Raw genomic sequence first — 23,460 nt, forward strand, 5'->3', positions numbered from 1 at the left:
CTGCGAATCAGCCATTTATGAACAGTTGGCGCGATCGGGCAGGCCACGGCGGCCGAACGATACCGATCCGCCGTATCGGGTGAGGAATGACAATGAAGAACGACAAGCCGGGACATTTTCGCGCGGTGCGGATCGCCCTTGCCGCGACAGCGCTCACGCTCTTGGTGCCGGCGAATCCGGCCTTGGCGCGCGAAGCCGCGAAGCCCGCGCACCCGAACATCATCTTCATCCTCAACGACGACCAGCGCTATGACGCGATGGGGTTCCTCGACCCGTCGATCAAAACGCCGAACATGGATCGTATCGCACGCGAGGGCGTGCATTTCCGCAACGCCTTTGCGACCACCGCGCTCTGCTCGCCGAGCCGCGCCTCGATCCTGACCGGGCAATATATGCACAACCACGGGATCGCCGATAACAATATCAAGTTCCGCCCCGGCACCTTCTTCTTCCCGCAGGCGCTCCAGCAGGTCGGCTATGCCACCGCCTTCATCGGCAAATGGCATATGGGCGGGCATACCGACGCGCCGCAGCCGGGCTTCAACCACTGGATCAGCTTCAAGGGCCAGGGCAATTACCTGCCCGACGACGGCAAAGGTGGGCCGCGCCACGTCCTCAACATCGACGGCAAGCGCGTCGAACAGCGCGGCTATATCACCGACGAGCTCAACCAATATGCGCTCGACTGGCTGAAGCAGCAGAGCGGCAAGCAGCCCTTTTTCCTCTATCTGTCGCACAAGGCGGTGCACGCCGATTTCGTCCCTGCCGAGCGCCACAAGGCGCTCTATTCGCGCGACAGCATCAAGGTGCCCGATTCGATGGCCGACACGCCCGAGAATCGCGCCGGCAAGCCGATGTGGGTGCAGAACCAGCGCAACAGCTGGCACGGCGTCGACTTCCCCTATCACTCGACGCTCGACATCAAGGATTACAAGCTTCGCTATAACCAGACGCTCGCGGCGGTCGACGAAGGGATCGGCGCGATCATCAAGCAGCTTCAGGAGCAGGGCCAGCTCGACAACACGATCATCATGATGATGGGCGACAATGGCTTCATGTTCGGCGAGCATGGCCTGATCGACAAGCGCAACGCCTATGAGGAATCGATGCGCGTCCCGCTGATCGCGTTCAGCGGCGGGATGAAGGGTGGGCGCGTCGTCAACGATATCGTCGCCAACATCGACATCGCCCCGACCTTCCTCGCCCTCGCCGGCGCAAAGACCGATGCGAAGATCGACGGGATGAGCTTCGCTGACCAGCTGATGGGCCGCGCGGTCACCGGCAAGCCGCGCACCGCGCTCAATTACGAATATTATTGGGAATATAATTACCCGCAGACGCCGACGACCTTCGCGCTGCGCGGCGACCGGTATAAATATATCCAGTATCACGGGGTGTGGGACACCGAAGAGCTCTACGACCTCCAGAACGACCCCAGGGAAATGCGCAACCTGATCGCTGACCCGTCGCTGAAGAATATCGTCCGCACGATGCGCGCGGCGCTGTTCGCGGGGCTCGATCCCGAAGAAGCGCGCGCCTATGTCACCTTTACCGAGCGCAATGGCGAGGGCGCGGTGCTCCGCAATCGCAAGGGCGGAAAGGCGGCCGATTTCCCCGATCGCTGGATGCGCAACGGCGACGAGGCGGACCTGCGCGACAACCTCAAGACCGAGGGCGGCAAGAAAGAGAGCATTTCCGAATGAGCCGTGCGCTGGCCGCGCTCGCGCCCCTGCTCCTCGCCGGCTGCGCGATGTCCGCGCAGCCGGCCGGGGTCGCCCCGCCCGTGGCGGCGCGTCCCAACATCATCCTGATCACCGCCGAGGATCTGAGCCCGCGTTTCGGCGCCTATGGCGACACCGTCGCGGTGACCCCCAACATCGACCGGCTGGCGGCCGAAGGCGTGAGCTTCATGCGCGCCTTCACCACCGCGGGCGTCTGTGCGCCGTCGCGGTCGGCGCTGATCACCGGGGTGCACCAGGAAACGCTCGGCACGATGCACATGCGCACGCGCGATTTCGGGACGAAGAGTAAGGACGGCACGCCCTATGAAGCGGTACCCCCCGCCGAGGTCAAAGCCTTTCCCGAACTGCTGCGCGCCGCGGGCTATTTCACGATCAACGACCAGAAGACCGACTATCAGTTCGGCAATCCCTTCACCGTCTGGGACCAGAACCGCGACGGCGCCGACTGGAATGCGCGCCGCTCCGGCCAGCCCTTCTTTGCGATGATCAATCACGAACATACGCACGAAAGCCGCACCTGGCCGCCGGGTACCGACCCCGCGCTGCACTCGTCGGTGCCGAATGTGATGAAGCAGAACGCGCGCCTCGACGCCGAGAAGAATTTCGCGCCCACCGACCCCGCGATCGTGCGCGTCCCGCCCTATTACCCCGACACCCCGATCGTTCGCGCCAATATTGCGCGGCAATATGACAATGTCCGCGCGATGGACGCGGCGGTCGGCCGCCTGCTCGACCGGCTGCGCACCGAGGGGCGCTTCGACGACAGCATCATCATCTTCATGACCGATCATGGCGACGGCCTGCCGCGCGGCAAGCGGACGATCTTCGACAGCGGCACGCAGGTCCCGCTGATCGTCCGCTTTCCCGACAAACGCGGTGCGGGCACGAAGCGCGACGATCTGGTCAGCGCGGTCGACCTCGCACCGACCCTGCTCCACTGGGCGAAGGCACCGGTGCCGAAATGGATCCAGGGCCGCGACCTGTTCGGCGGCAAGGCGCCGCAAGCGATTTTCATGGGCGGCGACCGCTTCGACGAGGTCACGCAGCGCTTCCGCGGCGTGCGCGAGGCGCGGTTCCATTATATCCGCTATTTCTCGGACCTGCCCGTCATCCCGTCGCTGGCGTACCAGAACGTCAACCCGATCATGCGCGAATGGCGCCGGATGCTCGCCGCGGGCGGGCTGACGCCGGTCCAGCGATCCTATCTCGAAGGCCCGGCGCCGCGCGAGCTGCTGTTCGATACCGCCGCCGACCCCGACGAAGTGACGAACCTTGCGGGCGACCCGCGTTACGCCGATGTGCAGAAACGGCTGGCGGCGCGGCTCGATACGTGGATCGCCGCGAGCGGCGACCAGGGACGCGACAGCGAGGCGGTGATGGTCGCGCGCATGTGGCCGGGCGGCAAGCAGCCAGCGACCGCGCCCGTCACCGCGTGCCGGATAGCGCCGGGTAAGCTGCGCCTGCAGTCGGCGACGCCCGGCGCGTCGATCGGCTGGGGCGGCACCGACGGCAAGGCCAACCTCTATGCCGCGCCGCTGGCGGAAGGGGCGCCCTTCATGGCGGCAGCGATCCGCTATGGCTACAGCGCGAGCGCCGCGGTCACGATCGATCCGGCGCGGGTTCCACGGTGCTGAACGCGCGTCCGTAGCGCAACGCGAACAGCGCGATACAGGCAAAGCAGAGCGCCGGCACGACCAGCGCGGCGGCGAGCGAGAATCGATCGGCGACCTCGCCATAGACAAGCGGGATCACACCGCCGCCGACGATGCCGGTGCAAAGCCAGCCCGCCGCCTTCGCGCGTGCCTGCGGCTCGAGGTCCGCGCTCGCGATCGCGAAGACGGTCGGGAATTGCGGTCCGCCGAACAGGCCTACGGCAAGGATTGCGACCGCCGCCGCAAGACCGCCTGCGCTGCTCGCGACCATACACAGCGCGGCCGCGACCAGCGCCGCCGCAGCCAGCACCTTCTGCCGTTCGAAGCGCACAAGCAGCGGCACCGCGCCGAAGCGTCCCGCCAGCATACCGAGCCAGTAGAGCGAAACCAGCGCTGCCGCCGCATCGCGCGTCACCATCAGCCTGTCTTCGAGCAGGTTCACGAGCGTGGTGGTGATCGCGACCTCCGCCCCCACATAGAGGAAGATCGCGGCGACCCCGGCGCGCAGTCGCGCCGCTTCGGCCGGTCCCATCGTCCGTCCCGGTCCCTCCGGACGGGGCGATTGCGCGGCGTCATTCTCGCGCAGCGTCAGCCGCGCGAGGAGCGCGAGCGCGAGGACGAAGATCGCGACGCCGACGAACAAGAACCGCACGGGTTCGAGTGCATTGTCGGGGGTCCCGAGAAACGCCGCCCCTGCGATGATCGGCGCAGCGACCGTCCCCAGCGAGTTGAACCCTTGCGCAAAGGTCAGATTGCCCGACGCGCTGCGCAATCGTCCCTCGACCGCCGCGAGCGGGTTCGCCGACACTTGCAAGAGCGTGATTCCGCTCGCGAGCACGAAGATCGACGGCAGCAGCGCGACGAATTCGCCCGCGAGCGTCGCCAAGGCCAGCCCGAGCGCACCCAGCCCCATGAGCAAGAGACCGAGCATCGCGCCGTTACGAAAGCCGATGCGCGCAGTGATCGCTCCCCCGGCCCGCGAGAAGAGCAAATAGGTGATGAAGAACGCCGACTGGACGAGCAGCGCGTCGCGATAGCCGAGTTCGAACGCCGCCTTGAAATGCGGAACGGTCATCCGCACGAGCACGCCGACGACGCCCCAGCTCAGGAAAACGGCGAGCAGAGTTAGCCGCCCCGCGAGACCGAGCCGGTAGTTCACCGCCGCTGCGGCGCGGCGCCCGTCGATTCGCGCACGACCAGTTCATAGTCGAGCTGGACGCTGTCGAGCGTCGCCTCTGGGTCGCGCTGATATTCGATCACCTTGCGCGCGGCGGTCGCAGCCATTTCGGCGACCGGCTGGCGGATCGTCGTCAGCGGCGGCCACATCGCCGCAGCCGTCGCGGCATCGTCGAAACCCGCCACCGAAACGTCGCCCGGCACATGGAGTCCGCGGCGCTGCACCGCGATCAGCGCGCCCGCCGCCATATCGTCGTTGCTTGCAAAGATCGCCGTCGGCATATCGGCGAGCGCCAGCAGCGCATCGGCGCACACGAGCCCCGACCGCATCTGGAAATCGCCCTGCTGCACCAGCGCCTCGTCGAAGGGGATGCCGGCGGCGGCCAGCGCCTCGCGATAGCCCCGCAGGCGGTTTTCAGTCGTCGCGGTCCCCGCACGGCCCTTGATGAAGCCGATGCGCCGGTGCCCCAGTTCGATCAGGTGGCGCGTCATCGCGGCGGCGGCGGCACCATCGTCCATCGACACGCCGAAGCCGAGGGTGAGTTCGCGGCTCGGCGCGATCCGCGCAAACGGACGCCCCAGCTTCGACAGCGCCCCGAGCACCGACGGATCGTCGCACAGCGGCGGCGGTACGATCACGCCGTCGAGATTGCCCTGGACGACGAGCTGGGTGATCGCCGCGCCCAGTCCCTTGCCGTTACGTTCGAGCGGCTCGAACACGAGCTGGTAGCCCTGCTCCTTCACCGCCTGCTGCGCCCCGATCAACAGGTCGAAGGTATAGCTTGGGTTGGGGTTGTCAAAGACGAGGCCGAGCATGAACGAGCGCGACCCGGTCGTGCTGCGCGCCGAGATGGTCGGGCGATAGTTGAGCTGCTCGATCGCCGCGCGGACGGCCTTGCGCGTTTCCTCGCTGACATTCGGTTCCTGCCGCACGACGCGCGAGACCGTCTTGATCGACACGTCCGCAAGGCGCGCGACATCGGTGATCGTCGAACGACGCACCTGGGTGTCGAGGCTCTCCCCGTCGGACATGCTTCTCCCTCGCATCAGCAGGACAGTTTCCGTCCACGCGCCGGGCCGAGGCCCAGGCTAGCAAGCTGGATAGCGAAGCGACCGTCGGTGGCAAGCATCAGCGGCATGTCGACGTTCGAAAAATCGACATTGGCGCCGGTGAAGCATTTGAGCGGGATGCTGACTTCCTCCCACTGGCCGACGGTCAATTGCTTCAGAAGCGGCGTCAGGTCGACGCTGCCATTTTTCGGCACGGTGCCGAAGCTGGCGGTTACATTGGCCGTCGGCGCATCGAGAAGCGAAGCCGAAATCACGACCGCCTCGTCGTCGGCGACGCGTTTCGACATGTCGACATCATTATAGCCGAGCACGAACATCTTGCCGCTTCCCTTGCCCGACCAGCGCGCGATCTTCGTATCTTCCTGCCGGTTGCGGTCGGCGCTCTCGAAGCTCACCGCGCCGGTGCGGCTGGTGACGAAACGGTCGCCTTCGGTCTTCAGCCGCGCCTCCGCGCTGTCGCCGAGATAGACGCGCCAGGGTGCGATTGCGCGGCCTTCGGAAAAGAAGATGCCGTTGCTCGCGGCGCGCAACATATCGGCGGAGATGCCCGGGTCCTCGCCCAGCTTGCCGAGCGGCTTGCGGCTGGCGAGCGAGAGGCCGTAGCCGACGGGGAACAGCGGATCATAGCCCTTGTCGCCGACGTTGAGCGCGCTCTGGCTCGCGAGCTTCGGCCACGAGAAGGACAGGCGGCCGGTGAAATCATGGACCGGCCCGCCGTCGGCGTCGGCGACGATCAGGTCGGCAACGGCGCGGCCGCCTTCGGTTCCCGGCAGGAACGCCGCGATCATCGCGTCGCTCGCGTTCAGTTGCGGGTTGATCCACAGCGGCCGGCCGCTGAGGAATACGCCGATCGTCGGGATGCCCGCGGCCTTGAGCTTGCGGATAGTGGCGAGGTCGGGATCGCTGTCCGCGGCCTTGTAGATCACGCTTTCGCGGTCGCCCTGATATTCCGCATAGGGCGTCTCGCCGAACACAACGACGGCATAGTCGGGCTTGTCGGCAAAGCTGCCGTCGCGGCTCAGTGTCGCGGCGCCGCCATTCGCCTCCAGTGCCTTTTTCAGCCCGGCATTAACGCTCGTCGATCCGGGGAAATCCTTGTTGGCGAGGCCGGTGCCCTGCCAGTTCATCGACCAGCCGCCGACGAGCATCGGCACATTGTCCGCCGCCGCGCCCGCGACGAGCACCTTGGAGTTCGCCGGGAACGGCAGGATTTTCGGATCGTCTTTCAGCAACACCATCGACTGGCGTGCCGCACGGCGCGCGACCTCGCGATGTTCGGCGGTGCCGATATGCTGCTGCCCCGCAAAGGCGCGCGCCGACGGCTTGGGCGCATCGAACAGCCCGGCGCGTTCCTTGACGCGCAGGATGCGGCGCACCGCATCGTCGAGCCGCACCATCGGGATCGTCCCGTCACCGACCTGCTTGACGAGATTTTCGTAGAGCGGCTTCCAGTCGACGGGGATCATGTACATGTCGACCCCGGCGAGCAGCGCGTCGGGGCAATTGCCGTTCGAGCAGCCGGGGATCAGCGCATGGCCGTTGAAATCGCCGACGACGAAGCCGTCGAAGCCGCCATGCTCCTTGAGCATCGAGGTCAGGAGCGGTCCATGGCCGTGCATCCGCACCCCGTTCCATTTCGAATAGGACGCCATGATCGTCTGCGCGCCCGCCTGGAGCGTCGGCACATAGGGCGCGAAATGAATATCGCGCAATTCGCCCTCGGGCACCACGGCGTCGCCTTGGTCGCGGCCGTTCTGCGTGCCGCCGTCGGCAACGAAATGCTTGGCGGTCGCGATGATCGACCCCGCCGGGAAGAATTTGCCCTTGGGATCGCCCTGCAACCCCTTGGTATAGGCGGCGCCGAGAATACCCGCGATCTTCGGGTCCTCCGAAAAGCCTTCATAGGTACGGCCCCAGCGGTCGTCGCGTGGGATCGAGAGCGCGGGCGCAAAGGTCCAGTCGGTGCCGATCGCGGCGCTTTCGACCGCGGTGACGCGCCCGATCTCGACCATCAGCTTCGGATCGTTTGCGGCGCCGAGCCCGATATTGTGCGGAAAGATCGTGCCGCCGAACACCGAATTATTGCCGTGGACCGAATCGATGCCCCAGATGATCGGCACCCCGGCGCCGCCATCGGCCTTGTCGGTCGACGCCGTCCAGAAGGCGTCGGCGAGCTTCAGCCAGTCCGCCGCGGGCGCATAGACATTCTTGTTCGGACGCCCGTTGCCGCCGTTCAGCACCGACCCGATGTGATATTTTTTCACCTCTTCGGGGGTGATGTTCATGATCTCGGGCTGGAGCAGTTGGCCGACCTTTTCCTCGACGCTCATCCGCTTCAGGATCGCGTCGATGCGCTTCTCGGTCTTCGCGCGGGGCCCTTGCGGAACCGCCGAGCCGATCACCGGCCAGCTCTTGATGTCGAGCTGGACCTCGCCCGCGGGAAGACGCGCAGGCTTCGCCGCTCCATCGCCGGCGATCGCCGCCGCCGAGCAACCGGCCATGCCGAACGGCAGCATCGCGAGAGCCCAGAGCGAGGGGCGGAAACCTTTGGCCATCATATTCTCCCTTTGCCGGTGATCCGGCCTGGCGCGACGCCCCAGTTCTGCGACAAAACTGCGACAATTGCGCGATTGACAATGTTGTCTATTTAAGGAATGACCGGGCTAGTCAAGAAAAATATGGGATATGGATGAGTATGTCTGGATTGCTTCCCCTGCTGCGTTCGACCTCGCTGGCCACCGCGGGCCTCGCCCTCGCCGCGTGCGCGTTGACCGGTGCCTCCGCCACGCCGGCGCCTGCTACGGCGATGGAACAGGCCCCTGCCCCCAAAGCCAAGGGCAAGCCCAATATCCTCTTCATCATGATCGACGATTTGCGCCCCGATCTTGGCATCTATGGCCATCCGACCGCGCAGACGCCGAATATGGACGCACTCGGCAAGTCGGGGATCGTCTTTGAAAATGCCTTCGTCAGCCAGGCCGTATGCGGGCCGTCGCGCGCGGCGCTGATGACCGGACTGCGCCCCGACACGACGGGCATCCAGGATTTGCAGACCCCCGTCGACAAGGCGGTTCCCGACGCGGTGACGCTGACCGACATGTTCAAGCGCGCCGGGTACGGCACCTATGGCTATGGCAAGATCTATCACCACACCGACGACAATGCCGACGGCTGGACGGTCCGCAAACCCGACATGGAAAAGGTCCTCCAGCGCCAGAAGCGCAAGGATGGCGAAGAGAAGGTCGCGGTCGGCCGCGTCGCGAGCGGCGACGACCTGCCCGACACGATCAACGTCAATCTCGCGCTCGAACAATTGCCCAAGCTCGCGAAGAGCGGCGAACCCTTCTTCATGGCGGTCGGTATCCACCGCCCCCACCTGCCCTTCGTGTCGCCGAAGAAGGATTGGGACCGCTACACCGCAGCGAAGGTCCCACCGCCGATCAACCCGGAGGGTCAGAAAGGCGCGCCGCCATGGGCGCTCGTCGCCTATGAGGTGTGGAATTATCCCGACACCAAGCCCTTCCAACCCGACATGCCGAAGGACAAGGCCGACGAACTGCGCTGGGGCTATCTGGCCGCGGTCAGCTATGCCGACGATCTCGTCGGCAACCTCATGGCCGAACTCAAACGCTCGGGGCTCGACGACAACACCATCGTCGTCTTGTGGGGCGACCATGGCTGGAAGCTCGGCGACCACGCCAAATGGTCGAAGCACAGCACCGCGAACATCGACATCCACATCCCGCTGATCATCCGCGCGCCGGGCGAGACCCGCGCGGGCAGCCGGACGAAGGCGCTGGTCGAGACGGTCGACATCTATCCGACGATCGCCGAACTCGCGGGCCTTTCGGCGCCCGCCAATCTCGAAGGCCTGTCGATGGTGCCCGTGCTCGAACAACCGGCCCGCGCATGGAAACAGGCCGCCTTCGCCCAATATGGCCGCGCTGGCGGCCTCACCGAGGGCAATGGCGCGCTGACCGGCTATACCGTCCGCACCGACCGCTATCGTTACACCGGCTGGGTCACCGCCGCGGGCAAGCTCGTCCGCGCCGAACTCTACGACCTCCAGAAGGACCCGGCCGAAAGCGTGAACCGGATCAACGAAGCCGGGTACAAGAGCGCCGCCACCGAACTCGAAGCGATCCGCAAAGGAGGCTGGAAGCCGGTGCGCGAACGCGTCGGGCGCTGAGACAGACAATGCCCCCTCTGTCGCGACACTCTGCGACAATTTTATACAGCGATGGCATCAGATCGAGCGATGTGAATGGTAGGAGCACGGCAGTCATAAAAAAGGAGAAACTCCATGATTGCCTTGCTCCCCACCCTGCTCCTGTCCGCCAGCGCCGTCGATGCTGCCCCGGCGCCGACGACCTTCGAATACGACGGCCAGCGCTATCGCGCGGTCGATTTCCAGCGCGGCGCGAACCGGATCATCCGCGGCAAGCGCAGCGACGGCAAGAAGTTCCGCTTCGTCGTGCGCGACGACCGGGTGACAGGCGTGGTCGACGACCAGCCGGTCGAATTCCCGCTCGCCGACGCGCGCTGACCGGACAGGCGGCCCGAGGGGCCGTCCAATAACCGCCAACCAATGACCATCGGGACGAAATAGAGGATTGCACATGCGTAAACTGATCATTGCCTTCACCGCCATCGGCCTCGCCGCCGGCACCGCACCCGCTCACGCCCAGGAAGGGCGCGGCAAGATGTTCGCCAAGTTCGACGCCAATGCCGACGGCCAGCTCGACGAAAGCGAAGTCACCGCGTTGCTGAAAGCGCGCGCCGAAAAGAAGGGCCAGCCCGAGATCGCCGATCCGAAGAAGGTGAAGCGCTTCATCAAGAAAGCCGACACCGACGGCAATGGCACCGTCAGCCAGGCCGAGATGCAGGCTGCGGCCGCCAAGCCCGCCGCCCCCGAAGGCGGCGCTGCCGACTAATCCTGCCGACAAGCCACAAGAGAAAGGGGCCGGGGATCGTCATGATCCCCGGCCCCTTTCCTTGATGCCGGACCCGCAGCGACCACGCGGACCCGGCGGGGATTGTCAGTTCTTGATGCGGATCCCGATCAGGACACGCCGATCGTTGACGCGGTAGGACAAGAGCCGCTCCTGGATTTCCTGATAACGAAGCTCGGGTTCGTTGAGCAGGTTGAGCCCCTCGACGCTGACGCTGATGTTCGGCGTGATGTCATAGCTGATCGAAGCGTCGAGCTGGCCATAGGCCTTGGCGAACGACGCCTGGTTCGTGTCGGTGCGCTCGTCGTAGAATTTGCTGCGCCAGTTGTACGCCGCACGCGCCTGGAAACCCCATTTCTCGAAATAGCCGATGAGGTTGTAGCTGTGTTTCGACAAATCCTGCACCGGCAACACCGTGCCGCCCGCGCTGGTCGAGCCGCCGCTGGCATCGACATAGGTATAGTTGGCGACGAAGCCGAGCCCGTCGAGCGGCGACGGCAGGAAGTCGAGGCTCTGCTGCCAACCGAGTTCGACCCCCTTCACCTTCGCCCCGCCGACGTTGAGCGGCTGTTCGAGGCGGGTGCGATCCTGACCGACAAGGCAGCCATCGTTGCCCGGGGTCGTCTCCAGTCCGCCATCGGGGGTCGGAAGACAGATTTCGCTGATCCCGCCTTCGATCCGCTGGACGAAATCCTTGTAGAAGAAAGCCGCCGAAATCAGGTTCGATTTGCCGAAATATTTCTCGATCGACAGGTCGAACTGCTTGACCTCCTGCGGTTCCAGAAGCGGATTGCCGCCGCGCGCGCGATCGAAAGAATCGCTGATGATCACCGTCGGGGCCGAATCGAGCAGCGAGGGCCGTGCGATCGATTTCGCCGCGGCGAGACGGACGTAGAGGCGATTCATCGGCTCGAAGGTCAGGTTCATGCTCGGCAGGAACTTGGAATAATTGTTGCCGACCGTCAGCGACTGCAAGGTGATCGCTCCCTGCGTCCCGCCGGGGATGATACCGCTTGCCGACTGATCGGTGCGGACCCAGCGGACGCCGGCGTTGCCGAAGACCGTCAGGCCGCCCAGGTCGGCCTCGAGGTTCATCTTCGCATAAAGCGCCTGGTCCTTGCGCGTGACATCGAAGCCATAGGTCGTGTCGGCGGCGAAGACGAAGCCATATTTCTGCTGAAGCCGGTCGAGGTTTTCGTTCAGATAGCCGGGGTCAGGGTTGAACCAGAAGCGCTGGAAATCGCCGGTCGCGCCGTCGAGCAGGTCATCGAAGGGCAAGCCGACGATCAGGCCGGGCTCGGCGGCGTCGAGCGCCGGGTAGAGCGTGCCGCCGAGCGTACCATCGGCGGCGCCGGCGGCGTCGCGTGCGCGCATCCGCGACCGGTAGCCGCGGTAATGCGCGTGGCGCCCGCCGACCTCGATCGACTTGATCGGCCCGGAATCGACTTCGTAGGTGAGGTCGAGGCGTATCGCGGTCTCGCGCGTACGCTGGCGGTCGCGATTGATCGCAATATTCGCGAAATTATAGGTCGCGAGGTTGGTGAAATCATACCGCGCGTCGTCGCGGAACGCCGTCACCCGCTGCCCGTTCACCACCGACTGGAGCGGAACGATCGTCGGGATGTCGCTGCCGGTCGTATAGTCGAAGTAGAAGAAGGGGCGCTCGGCATTGTTGATGCCGCTCGTCGTGTTGATGAACTGGTTAAACTGCTTGCCCGAGGCGAAGGAGAATTGCGATTCGACGTGCAGCCGGTCGGTCGCGTCCCACTTGATCCCGGTTTGCAGCGACAGAACATCCTGCTGCGGCGGGTTCGATGCGCCCGACAGGTTGAACCCGATACCTTGCGGCCGCCCCTGGTTGTTGAAGAAGCCGGTCAGGCCCTGAAGCACCGTGTGGTCGGGCGAAACGAGGAGGCTCGCCAGATTGGCATATTGCGGGCCGAGCCGGCTACCGCCGTTCACCGTATCGGGCGTGATCGCGTTGGACAGGTTGGCGACGACCTGATGGCTTTCGTCCGACGCCTTGCTCTTGCTGTACGTGCCGTTGATGTAGAATTCGAAACGCGTCGAGGGCCGGAGCTGGATCGCGCCGGTCCAGCTTTGCAGCTTGCGCACCTGTTCGGTCACGCGCAGCCGCGTCTGCAACGGCACATAGACGCCGTCCTGCAGGTCGGTGATGATGCCGCTCGTGCCGTCGCGCGTGATCGCTTCGCCGACCACCCCGTCGCCGTCGAGGTCGCGCCCGATCCCGTTCACCGCTTCCCAGCCGCGCACGTCGAAAAAGTCCTGCCGCAGCTTGCGATGGTTGCGCGTGTAGCTCAGCATCACGCCCATCTCCCCATCGCCAAGCGACCAGCCCTTGCTCGCGAGCAGGCTGAAGTTCGGGGTCCATGCGTCGGCACGCTCGGCATATTGCGCCTGAACGTTGCCCGACAGGATCAACTTGCCCTTGTTGTCGAGCGGCATCCGCGTGTTGAAACGGACGGTGGCGCCGAGCGAGCCTTCGATATCGCTCGCCGACGGCGTCTTCACCACCTCGATCTTCGAAAAGGCTTCGGACGGGATCGTGTTGAACGCGATGCCGCCGCCGGCGTCGGTGCCGATCTGGGTCTGGCCGTTGATCTCGACGCGGTTCTGCGCAAAGCCGCGCACCGCAATTTCGGACCCTTCGCCAAAGTCGCGGTTGATCTGCACGCCGGTGATGCGCTGCATCGCCTCGGCGACGTTGGTGTCGGGCAGCTTGCCGATATCCTCGGCGCTGATGACATCCTTGATCTGGTCTGCCTGTTCCTTGTCGCGCGCGGCGTTCGCCAGCGAGGCGCGAATGCCGGTGACGACAATTTCCTCGGTCGTCGGCGCATCAGCGGGCGGGCTTTCCTGCGCCGCGGCGGGCATCGCCATCATCGCAACGGCCAGCAACGATACGCCGGCGAGCGCGTGCCGCGATGCCGCGGACGGACGGTTGGCGTGACTACGGATCATTCTACCTCTCCCCTCGGGCGGGTGATTCGCATGTCACCGGCCTCAAATATCGTCAAATCTCAGTGATGAGAGGCGCAAAATTTGGGTCGCCTCATCGTCCCTGCATGCCCTATATGACAATATTGACAGCAAATGACAATATTATCATTATAGCTCCAGGCCGAACGAGAGATTCGGATCGACCTGGGAGAGTTTGATGCACCGGCACACGGCCCGATTCCTGGCATCTGCGCTGATTTTTGCGACCCTGGCCGCCGCGCCGGCGCGCGCCGAAACAAGCGCGCCGCGCCCGAATATCGTCCTGATCTACGCCGACGACATGGCCTATGGCGACATGAGCGCGAACGAGGCGGGTGCGTGGGTCGAAACGCCGAACCTCGACGCACTCGCAGCATCGGGCGTGCGCTTCACCAACGGCTATTCCGCCGCGCCGGTGTGCGGCCCGAGCCGCGTCGCACTGCTGACGGGCGCCTTCCCCGCGCGCTATGGCGCGCAGTGGAACCCCGACACGGGCAAGGTGCGCATTCCCGACGAACGGCTGTTGCCCGCAGTGCTCGGCGCGGCAGGCTATGTCACCGCGGTTGTTGGCAAGTGGAACCTGCCCAACAACCCCGCAAAATCGACCGGGCATGTCGCCGACAAGATGATCTGGGGCGGCCGATACTGGCCCGAGGCCGACGGGCGATATATCGGGGTTGGATCGGGATCGGGCGCCGAAGGCGGCGATTCGGGCAAATGGGACGCCTCGAAGCCCGGCAACCTCTATCTCACTGACAAGCTCACCGACGAAGCGGTCGCTTTCCTCGATCGCCGCGACGGATCGAAGCCCTTCTTCCTCTATCTCGCCTATAATGCGCCGCATAGTCCACTCGAGGCCGCCGATCGTTTCCGCGATCGCGTCGCGCATCTCGATAGCGAGCCGAAGCGGCTTTACGCCGCGATGCTGCTCGCGCTCGACGAAGGCGTCGGCCGCGTCCGCAAGGAACTCGCCGCGCGCGGGCTCGACAAGAACACGATCGTCATCTTTGCCAGCGACAACGGCCCCGCCAAATCGGACTTCAAGGGTTACAAGCCCGAATGGCCGGCCGAGATCCTCGGCGCGCGCGGGCAGCTTAGCGGCATGAAAGGCACCTTCCGCGAAGGCGGCGTGCGCGAACCCTTCGTCATCAGCTGGCCCGGCACGATTGCGCCGGGGCAGGTCCGCGACGAGCCCGTCGTGACCGTCGACCTATACCGCACCCTGATTTCGCTCGCGGGCGGCCGCGCTCCGGCGTCCGCCGTCCCGGTCGATGGCGCCGACCTCTCCCCGCTGCTCAAGGGCGCGGGTACACTCGGCGAACGCGACCTCTTCTGGGCCGGACGCGCCTGCAAACCGGGCAAGGGCTGCATCGATTCGGGTGCGGTCCGGCGCGGTCCCTGGAAACTGCTGATCGAAAATGGCGGTACGCCGCGGCTGTTCGACCTGGTCCGCGATCCGGGCGAGAGCCGCGACCTCGCCGCGGCGAACCCGGACATCTATAGCGCGATGCGCGAACGCTATGCCGCGTGGCGCAAGAGCTTGCCGCCGAACGCAGCTGGCGACACCGGCAAGCCGGAGGAAAAGGCCGCGCCGCGGAAACCCAGGAAAACACCACCAGCGGAGGGCGCATGACATCGCGCCTTCACCCTCACGTCAGCCGACACGCGCTATTCTTTCCATCCGATAACCGGAGAGCTTGACCATGTTCCTTTCACTTTCGCCGCGTCCTGTCCTGTTGACGGCCACCGCTGCCGCGCTGCTCGGCGCATCCGCCCTCGCCTTCGCCCCGGTGGCCACCGCCGAGCCCGCACCGGCACCGGCCGCAAAGAAGGCCGCCGCGCGCCCGAACATCCTCGTCATCCTGATGGACGACCTCGGCTGGCGCGACGTCAGCTATGCCGGATCGGAATTTTACGAGACACCCGCAATCGACAAGCTCGCGCGCGACGGAATGCGCTTCGACAATGCGCATGTCGCCTATCCGCGCTGCACGCCGTCGCGCTACGCGCTGATGACCGGTCGCAACCCGGCGCGTGCTCAGATTCCCGGCGGCACCGGCGGCGAAGTGATGGCAGCGTCGGAGTTCACCGTTGCCGAAGCGCTGCACGACGCGGGCTATGCGACCTTCTTCGTGGGCAAATGGCACCTCGGCAAGACCCCCGACGCGATGCCCGACACACAGGGGTTCGACGTCAATATCGGCGGCGGCTCGGCCGGCGCCCCCGGATCGCATTTCTTTCCCTATGGCGCCGAAAAGGGCCGCGCGATGGGCCCGGGGCTCGATACCGGCAAGCCCGGCGAATATCTGACCGACCGGCTGACCGACGAAACGATCCGCCTGATCGAGGCGCACGAGAAGGCGAAACCGGGGCAGCCCTTCTTTGCCTATCTGTCTCACTATGCGGTGCACACGCCGCTGCAGGCGAAGCCCGAGCTGAAGGCGAAGTTCTCCAAGAAGCTGGCGGCGATGGGCGGCGCGAAGGCAGACGCCTATCTGGCGCGCGATGGCGAGACCAAGAAATATCAGGACAATGTCACCTATGCCGCGATGCTCGCGAGCATGGACGAGAGCGTCGGCAAGCTGCGCGCCGCGCTCGACCGGCTCGGCATCGCCGATAATACGATCATCGTCTTCACCTCCGACCATGGCGGACTCAGCAATCGCGGCGCGGGCGGCAATCGCGAGGTCGCGACGAGCAACCTGCCGCTGCGCGCGGGCAAGGGCCATGTCTATGACGGCGGCACCCGCGTGCCGATGATCGTGCTGTGGCCGGGGCACACCAAGGCTGGCAGCCGATCGAACGCCTTTGTCAGCAACACCGACCATTATCCCTCGTGGCTCGAAATGGCCGGCGCGGCGCTGCGCCCGAAATCGCATGTCGACGGCGTCCCCTACCTGCCGCTGCTCGCGGGCGGAAAGGGCGATCCGGCGCGCGTCACTTACTGGTACAGCCCACGCCCGCGACCCAACCAGACCGGCGACACCGCCGCGGGCGCGGTACGCGTCGGCGACTGGAAGCTGGTGCGCAACTACGATCCGTCGAAAAAGGGCGAGCTGTTCAACCTTGCCGTCGATCCCGGCGAGAACAAGGACCTTGCGGCGAGTGACCCGAAGCGCGCCGCGTCGATGCGCCAGCAGATCGATGGATGGCTGGCGTCGATCGGCGCCGCGAAGCCGCACCTGGGGCGCGGTGCCGAAGCCGACAAGAAGGCGGCGCGCAAGGAGAAGCGCCGCGCGGCCAAGGGCAAGGAAACCGCCCGCGAACAAGACGAAGATTGAGGACCGGACCGCGTGGCGCGAGACCGCCTCTTCCTCTTGGTTGGTATGTCGCTGCTCGGCCTCGCCGCGACCCCGGCAACGGCGGCTGAAGAGGCTGGCACCTGCCCCGACCGGGCGCCGGCCGATCTGATCGCGCTCGACAGCCCGGACGGCGCGCTGACCGCGACAATCGCGCCCGCCCGCGGCGGCGAGATGGTGTCGCTTCGCCTGCTTCAGGGCAAGGAGCGGCGCGAGCTTCTCTATCGCGGCGGCAATTTCTGCGAAGCCGACGGGTTCGACGGCAAGGCGCCGGTGCTGTGGCCCGCGACCGGCCGCACCTATTTGCCCGATACGCCGGGACAAAAGCCGCAACGCGGCTGGCTGTGGCAAGGCAAGGCATACGACATGCCCGTCCATGGCTTTGCGCGCGACCTGCCGTGGCGGGTGGTGGCGCAAAAACGCGATGGCAGTGAAGCGAGCGTGACGCTCGAACTCGTCGACACGCCCGAAACGCGAAAGCGCTATCCCTTCGGCTTCGGCTTCCAGCTTCGTTATGTCCTGCGCGGCTCAACGGTATCGGTCGAGCACCGCATCCGCGCCGACAAGGACAATCGCAGCGCGATGCCCTTTTCGCTGGGCAATCATATCGCCTTCGCCTTGCCGCCGGGCGGCGCGGCGCTGACCACCCCGGCGACGCGCCGCCTGCTCCTCGATGGACAGGCGCGGCCGACCGGCGGATCGGAAGCGATCGGCCCGCTCGAAGGCGCAAGTCTGGCGCCGTTCAGCACCGGCCCCGCAGTGCCGCTGGCAGGCTATGGCCCACGTCCCGCAGCGCGGCTCGACTTCGCCGACGGCCTGTCGATCGCGGTCGAGCATAGCGGCAGCACACCCGCATCGGGCGACCCCGTTGGCTTCAACATGTGGGGCGACCTTCAGAAGGGCTTTTTCAGCCCCGAACCTTGGTGGGGGAAACAAAATGCGCTCGCGACAGGCGATGGCGCGGTGCGGCTGGAACCCGGTGCACAGTTCGAATGGGCGTTCGCAGTATCCATAAAATACTGAATTAAAACAATGCGATAAATCACAAACAGGGAGAGAAATGATGGGGCATCGTGGATCTGTTTTGGCATCGGCATTGGTGACGATGATCACGCTTTCCGGATGCGGCGGGGGCGGCGATGATGCCCCTCCTCCCGTCACGGTTACGGCAACGGCTCCGGCGGCAGGAGCCGACGCCGCTGCAATGTCCACATCCTCGTGTACGATGACGGTGACGACCAATTCGCCCGTCGATTGCAAGCTGTCGACCTCGCTGACGGGCCCGGTGACATGGACCTTTACTACCGCCGCGCCCGAAGGGATGATCGTCCAGCCCAAATCGGGCGAGATCCGCTGGACCCCGATGGCGGCGCAGACGGGCAGCTTCGCGGTCAACGCGACCGTTACCAACGGATCGCAAAGCCAGAACCGCAACTTTACGGTTACCGTCGGCGCGGGCGCCGCCGACCCCGCCGGTATCTATGTCGCGCCGAGCGGTGCCGACAGCAATGCCGGCACAGCGACCAGCCCGTTCAAGACGCTCAAAAAGGCGGTACAGTCGGTCGCGCCGGGGCAGACGATCTTCGTGCGCGGCGGCGAATATAAGAATGCCGAATACGGCCAATCCTGGGGTTCGCGGACCGAATCGAGCCTTGTCCGCATCACCACGCCGGGCACAGCCACACAGCCGATCATATTGCGCCCGTTCGGCAACGAATATGCCAAGCTGACGAGCGATGTCACCGCGATCGCGGCGCAGGGCGCCGATTACTGGACGATCCAGGGCTTCGAGATCATGGGGGGCGCCCAAGCACTCGATTATGAAACCGTAATGGGGATGTGGTGGACCGACGGCGACGCCTCGCGCCGGATCACCGGCGGCGGAATCCAGAACAACAGCAGCGATCATGTCACGATCCGCGACAATGTGATCCACGATTTTCCGGGCGGCGGGATCAACAATCGCGGCATGGAATTCGTCAATGTCGAGAATAATATCGTCTACAACAATGCGTGGTGGACGATTTCGGGGACGAATGGCGTCTCATCGGTTTCGATGGCGACGACAGCACCCGCAAACGAGACGCTGGAAACGGTGATCTACTCGGGAAATCTGGTTTTCGGCAACCAGCAGCTCATCATGTCGCACGTCTTCTCGAAGGGCTTTGTGAGCCTCGAAATCGACGAAGGCGCTGGCATGTTTCTGCAGAATGAAGGCGTCACCGACGTATCTCCCGGCACATTCCGCAATCGCGTTGGCATCGAGAACAATATCCTCGCCTATAATGGCAAGGGCGGCGTCGGCCTCAACGGCATCGGAAAGATCGTCGGTCAGGTGCGCTTCTCGCGCAATTCCTTCTATCTCAATGCGCGCGTCGCCGAGGCGGCGGGCGAGATTACCAAGCGCGATTCCAGACTCTATTCGGTCGAGAACAATCTGTTCCACCCGCGCCCCGACAAATATACCATCCGTTCTTATACCAACGAATATTCGGGTATCCTCGCCAACGCCACGACCGGCGCCAGCAACGACGGCAACAAATATCCCAGCATCCAGGTGTTGGCGGCCGTGTTCGCCGATCCGGCGGCTGGCAACTTTACCCCGGCAAGCGGTGTGCCATCGGGTATGGGCGTGATCGCCACCGTCCGTCAGGCGCTCAGCAAGCGGCTGGCCGAATATGGCATCCCATTCGTCGCACCGACGCAGACGGTCGACGCCGCATATCTCGCCGCGATGAAGCAGCGGATCTTCGACACCTGGCCGGCGTCGCGCAGCACGATCCGCCTCGACGATCCCGTCACGGGCCACAGCTACACCTATGCGCAGCGCTGCCACTATCCGAACACGCCGACCAGCGCGCCCTGCTGAGCCGAGCGAGATGCAATGCGGGTGACCCCGCAATCGACAAAACAGGGAGGCAATGATGAAGCGAGCAATGATTCCATCGTCGCTTGGGATGGCGGCGTTAATGAGTTTGGCGGGATGCGGCGGCGGCGATGACGCTCCTCCTCCCGTCACGATTACCGCGACGGCCCCGGCGCCAGGAGGCGATGCCTCCGCGATGTCCGCGTCCTCCTGCACGATGACGGTCACGACCAATTCGCCCGTCGATTGCAAGCTGTCGACCTCGCTGACGGGCCCGGTGACATGGACCTTCACGACAGCCGTGCCCGAAGGCATGATCGTCCAGCCCAAATCGGGCGAGATCCGCTGGACCCCGATGGCGGCGCAGACGGGCAGCTTCGCGGTCAGCGCGACCGTCACGAACGGATCGCAAAGCCAGAACCGCAGTTTCACGGTGACCGTCGGTGCGGGCGCCGCCGATCCAGCCGGTCTCTATGTTGCGACAAGCGGCGCCGACAGCAATGCCGGCACCGCGACCAGCCCGTTCCGCACGCTGCGCAAGGCGGTGCAGACGGTCAATCCGGGGCAGACGATCTTCGTGCGCGGCGGCGAATACCGGAACGCCGAATATGGCCAGCCCTATGGCGCGCGCACCGAAGCGAGCCTCGTTCGTATCACGCGCGACGGCACCGCGGCGCAGCCGATCGTGCTGCGTCCGTTCGGCAATGAATATGCCAAGCTGGTGAGCGACGTCAGCGGCATCGCGATGAGCGGCGCCGATTACTGGACGATCCAGGGTTTCGAGATCATGGGCAACGCTCAGTCGCTCAATTTCAACATTGCGATGGACAATTGGTGGAACGACGACATCAACCCGCTGTCGGGACGCGGCGTCCCCGCGTCGAGTTCGGACCATCTCGTTCTGCGCGACCTCGTCGTCCATGACTTCCCCGGCGTCGGCCTTGCCAACAACGATGCCGAGTTCGTCAATGTCGAGAATAATATCGTCTACAACAACGCCTGGTGGTCGACCGGCGGCGTGCACGGCATCTCGCTGTCCGATCTCAAGACCACCAGTCCCGCCAATGCGGCGCAGCAGACCATCGTGATGGCCGGCAATATGGCGTTCGGCAACCAGTCGCTGATCATCTCGCACGTCTTTTCCAAGGGTTTCGTCAAACTCGAGGTCGACGAAGGCAATGGCCTGCATATGCAGAACAATCGTTCGACCTTCCAAGGCCGCGCGCTGGTCGAGAATAATCTTGCGATGTGGAACGGCAAAAGCGGGCTCGGCTTCAACACCTTCGACCGCGCGACGGTGCGGCGGAACGGCTTCTATCTCAACGCGCGTATCGTCAACACGGGCGAACTGAGCCTCCAGAGCACCAACGCGGAGACGATCGAGAATAATCTGTTCCACCCGCGCAGCAATCGCGTCACGATCAAGGACTTCCAGCAGGCCTTCACCAATGTCGCCGCCAATGCGACGCTGTCGGGTATCGCCGCCGACGCGGGCAAATATGCTTCGATCCTGCGTCTCGCCGCGGTGTTTGCCGATCCCGCGAACGGCGACTTCGCGCGCGCGAGCGGCGTGCCATCGGCGATGGGCGTCGACAGCACGACGCGCCAGATGTGGAAGAACCGCCTCGCCGAATATGGCATCGTGCCCGCCGAGCCCACGCAGGTCTTCGACGCCGCCTATATGCAGCTGATGAAGACGCGCATCTTTGCGAATTGGCCCGCGAGCTACAGCCAGATCACACTCGAAGACAATGAGACGGGTCACAGCTACACCTATGCGCAGCGCTGCCATTTTCCGGGGCCGCCGACGTCGGCGCCCTGCTGATACGCCGGGCTGCCCAGATCGAACGGTGCGGATATTCGGCAAGCTCCCGCAGAGGCTCGCTCCGGCTTGCCGATGCGCCCTGCGGGAAAGCTTTCATCCGCACAAAGCGAAGCAGCGCCGCTGCCGGGCGATTTCAGCCATCGCCCGCGGCGGCGACGGCCGCGACGGCATCGGCCCCGCCCGCTGTCGTATCCCACCAATCGCCCAGTGCATCGATCAGCGGCACGAGCCGTTCGCCGTCGGGGGTCAGGTCATATTCGACGCGCCGCGGATAGCCTTCGAACTCGGTACGTTGGACGATCCCCGCATCCTCGAGCTTACGCAGTTCGAGCGTCAGCATCTTGTGCGAGATCGTCGGATTGTCGCGGCGCAGGTCGCTGAATCTTTTGGTTCCGTCGCTGAGATAATAGAGGAGCAAGGTCGGCCAGCGGCCGCTTAGCACCTGCATCACTTCCTCGATCGGACAGCGCGAAACCAGATCTTTCATCGGGGCCTCATGGTTACAAAAAGGTGCGTAATTTACGTGGCGATAGCGCGCCCTATACCTGGCTTCGCTGCGCAGCTCCCCCCTTCAGAAGATGGAGCAATACATTGGAACCGATCCTTATCTATGGCTTCCCGCTGGGAAGTTCCATGGGCCTTGTCGCGGCGCTCGAATGGCTGGGCAAACCCTATCGCCTGTGCCGCGTCGACATGCTCGGCGAAATGCGCGAGCCCGCTTATGCCGGCATCAACGCGCGGCACGAAACCCCGGCGCTGATTACCGACGAGGGCCATGTGCTCACCGAAACCATGGCGATCGCGCGCTGGTTCGCGGCGCGCGACAGCGAACGGCGCATCAGTTTCGACCCGCTGTCGCGCGAAGCCGACCGGATGACCCAGTTGATGGGGTTCATCAATTCGGGCTTCACAGGGTCTTTCACCCCGCTGTGGGTCGCGCTCGAAATGGACCCGCCGCGCCCCGCGCTGCAAGCGGCGCTCCGCGAATGGGGCAAGGAAGCGGTGATCGGGCGCCACGACCGGCTGGAGAAAATGGTCGGCGATGGCCCCTATCTGGTCGGCGATCGGCCGACGCTGGCCGACGCGCTGTTCATCGGGGTCGCGCGCTGGCTGGAGTTTCACGAGGTCGCCGAGCCCGTTCGCTGGCCCAGGCTCGCGGCGCTGCGCGCAAGGCTGGAGGCCGATCCGGCCGTTGCCTATGCCACCGCGCTCGAAAGCGGCGAGACGGTGCCGGGACGGGGCTTTTGCCTCGGCCATGTCCCGCTCGCCGAAGTGATCGAGCGTTACGGTGCCTGATGGGACGGGTGCGCGGCGCACTGCCGCTGCGCACCCGTCCCCCGCTTGCGCGATTGTGGGCGCCCGCCACCTTTGATAGCAAGACGCCATGGACAGGATCGAAACCGAAGCGTCGGGCGGGTGCCAGTGCGGCGCCGTGCGCTATCATGTCACCGCGGTGCTCGACAGCTCGCACATCTGTCATTGCCGCATGTGCCAGAAGGCGGCGGGCAATTTCTTCATCGCGCTGATCGGCGTGCCGCGCGACGCGATCACATGGACGCGCGGCGAGCCGGCCGCCTTCAACAGTTCGGACAAGGCCGCGCGTGGTTTCTGCCGCGACTGCGGCACCCCGCTCTTTTATGATTATCCCGAAAGCCGGCACATCAACCTGACGACCGGGTCGTTCGACGAACCGGCGCGCTTTGCGCCAAAGATGCAATTCGGTGTCGAAGGCCGCCTGCCGGTTTTTGCCGGCCTGCCGATCCAGGCCGAAGGCACGACCGAGGAAACGATGAGCAGCCTCGTCGGCGCGATCCGGGCGAGCAATCACCAGCACCCCGACCACGACACCGACGCCTGGCCCGAATAGCCGCGCGGGA

At 65.0% G+C, this 23,460-nt stretch carries 17 protein-coding genes; 12 read left to right on the forward strand and 5 right to left on the reverse strand.

The window, feature by feature from the left end:
- Positions 1-92: 92 nt before the first annotated feature.
- Together VGN62_RS08915 and VGN62_RS08920 are read left to right on the forward strand one after the other, a co-directional pair.
- Positions 93-1,703 (forward strand): sulfatase, encoded by a 1,611-nt coding sequence (locus VGN62_RS08915; protein ID WP_327452883.1) that lies wholly within the window; start codon positions 93-95, stop codon positions 1,701-1,703.
- Complete coding sequence (locus VGN62_RS08920) at positions 1,700-3,376, forward strand: sulfatase (protein ID WP_327452885.1); 1,677 nt, start codon at positions 1,700-1,702, stop codon at positions 3,374-3,376. Before VGN62_RS08915 ends, VGN62_RS08920 begins: the two co-directional genes overlap by 4 nt.
- On the opposite strand, the gene VGN62_RS08925 is transcribed toward VGN62_RS08920, so the two are convergent.
- Genes VGN62_RS08925 through VGN62_RS08935 form a run of 3 tightly spaced genes read right to left on the reverse strand, consistent with a single transcriptional unit; the run spans position 3,342 to position 8,196 of the window.
- Positions 3,342-4,553 (reverse strand): MFS transporter, encoded by a 1,212-nt coding sequence (locus VGN62_RS08925; RefSeq protein ID WP_327452887.1) that lies wholly within the window; start codon positions 4,551-4,553, stop codon positions 3,342-3,344. The two genes, VGN62_RS08920 and VGN62_RS08925, sit on opposite strands and share 35 nt — an antisense overlap.
- Positions 4,550-5,602 (reverse strand): LacI family DNA-binding transcriptional regulator, encoded by a 1,053-nt coding sequence (locus tag VGN62_RS08930; RefSeq protein ID WP_327452889.1) that lies wholly within the window; start codon positions 5,600-5,602, stop codon positions 4,550-4,552. Before VGN62_RS08930 ends, VGN62_RS08925 begins: the two co-directional genes overlap by 4 nt.
- A gap of 14 nt (positions 5,603-5,616) precedes the next feature.
- The gene (locus tag VGN62_RS08935) at positions 5,617-8,196 is read right to left on the reverse strand and encodes a glycoside hydrolase family 3 protein (RefSeq protein WP_327452891.1); all 2,580 of its coding nucleotides are present in this window, start codon (positions 8,194-8,196) and stop codon (positions 5,617-5,619) included.
- Positions 8,197-8,330: 134 nt separating this feature from the next.
- On the opposite strand from VGN62_RS08935, the gene VGN62_RS08940 reads away from it, so the two are divergent.
- The 3 genes from VGN62_RS08940 (at position 8,331) to VGN62_RS08950 (ending at position 10,575) form a co-directional block, all read left to right on the forward strand.
- Positions 8,331-9,830, forward strand: coding sequence for a sulfatase (locus VGN62_RS08940; protein WP_327452894.1), 1,500 nt, complete (start codon positions 8,331-8,333; stop codon positions 9,828-9,830).
- A gap of 114 nt (positions 9,831-9,944) precedes the next feature.
- Positions 9,945-10,187 (forward strand): hypothetical protein, encoded by a 243-nt coding sequence (locus tag VGN62_RS08945; RefSeq protein ID WP_327452896.1) that lies wholly within the window; start codon positions 9,945-9,947, stop codon positions 10,185-10,187.
- A gap of 73 nt (positions 10,188-10,260) precedes the next feature.
- A complete protein-coding gene (locus VGN62_RS08950) occupies positions 10,261-10,575 on the forward strand; it encodes an EF-hand domain-containing protein (protein ID WP_327452897.1) in 315 nt (104 codons plus the stop codon).
- 105 nt (positions 10,576-10,680) lie between these two features.
- Here the strand turns inward: VGN62_RS08950 and VGN62_RS08955 are convergent, their stop codons facing one another.
- Positions 10,681-13,575 carry a TonB-dependent receptor gene (locus tag VGN62_RS08955; RefSeq protein WP_327452899.1) on the reverse strand — a complete coding sequence of 965 codons (2,895 nt, stop codon included), beginning with the start codon at positions 13,573-13,575 and terminating at the stop codon, positions 10,681-10,683.
- Between the two features lie 196 nt (positions 13,576-13,771).
- Between VGN62_RS08955 and VGN62_RS08960 the strand changes: the two genes are divergently transcribed.
- The 5 genes from VGN62_RS08960 (at position 13,772) to VGN62_RS08980 (ending at position 21,583) form a co-directional block, all read left to right on the forward strand.
- The gene (locus VGN62_RS08960) at positions 13,772-15,226 is read left to right on the forward strand and encodes a sulfatase family protein (RefSeq protein WP_327452901.1); all 1,455 of its coding nucleotides are present in this window, start codon (positions 13,772-13,774) and stop codon (positions 15,224-15,226) included.
- A 70-nt stretch (positions 15,227-15,296) separates the two neighbouring features.
- Positions 15,297-16,874 carry a sulfatase gene (locus VGN62_RS08965; protein ID WP_327452903.1) on the forward strand — a complete coding sequence of 526 codons (1,578 nt, stop codon included), beginning with the start codon at positions 15,297-15,299 and terminating at the stop codon, positions 16,872-16,874.
- Between the two features lie 12 nt (positions 16,875-16,886).
- On the forward strand, positions 16,887-17,915 hold the full coding sequence (locus VGN62_RS08970) for a hypothetical protein (protein WP_327452905.1): 1,029 nt from the start codon (positions 16,887-16,889) through the stop codon (positions 17,913-17,915).
- Between the two features lie 181 nt (positions 17,916-18,096).
- Positions 18,097-19,761 (forward strand): DUF1565 domain-containing protein, encoded by a 1,665-nt coding sequence (locus VGN62_RS08975; RefSeq protein ID WP_327452907.1) that lies wholly within the window; start codon positions 18,097-18,099, stop codon positions 19,759-19,761.
- A 193-nt stretch (positions 19,762-19,954) separates the two neighbouring features.
- Positions 19,955-21,583 (forward strand): putative Ig domain-containing protein, encoded by a 1,629-nt coding sequence (locus tag VGN62_RS08980; RefSeq protein WP_327452909.1) that lies wholly within the window; start codon positions 19,955-19,957, stop codon positions 21,581-21,583.
- 133 nt (positions 21,584-21,716) lie between these two features.
- Here VGN62_RS08980 and VGN62_RS08985 read toward each other — a convergent pair whose 3' ends face one another.
- Complete coding sequence (locus VGN62_RS08985; RefSeq protein ID WP_327452911.1) at positions 21,717-22,070, reverse strand: helix-turn-helix domain-containing protein; 354 nt, start codon at positions 22,068-22,070, stop codon at positions 21,717-21,719.
- Positions 22,071-22,174: 104 nt separating this feature from the next.
- Here VGN62_RS08985 and VGN62_RS08990 point away from each other — a divergent pair, with 104 nt between their 5' ends.
- On the forward strand, positions 22,175-22,879 hold the full coding sequence (locus VGN62_RS08990; RefSeq protein WP_327452913.1) for a glutathione S-transferase family protein: 705 nt from the start codon (positions 22,175-22,177) through the stop codon (positions 22,877-22,879).
- Positions 22,880-22,967: 88 nt separating this feature from the next.
- Positions 22,968-23,450 carry a GFA family protein gene (locus VGN62_RS08995; protein ID WP_327452915.1) on the forward strand — a complete coding sequence of 161 codons (483 nt, stop codon included), beginning with the start codon at positions 22,968-22,970 and terminating at the stop codon, positions 23,448-23,450.
- Positions 23,451-23,460 lie beyond the last annotated feature (10 nt).

Source organism: Sphingopyxis sp. (assembly GCF_035998905.1).
Taxonomy (GTDB): domain Bacteria; phylum Pseudomonadota; class Alphaproteobacteria; order Sphingomonadales; family Sphingomonadaceae; genus Sphingopyxis.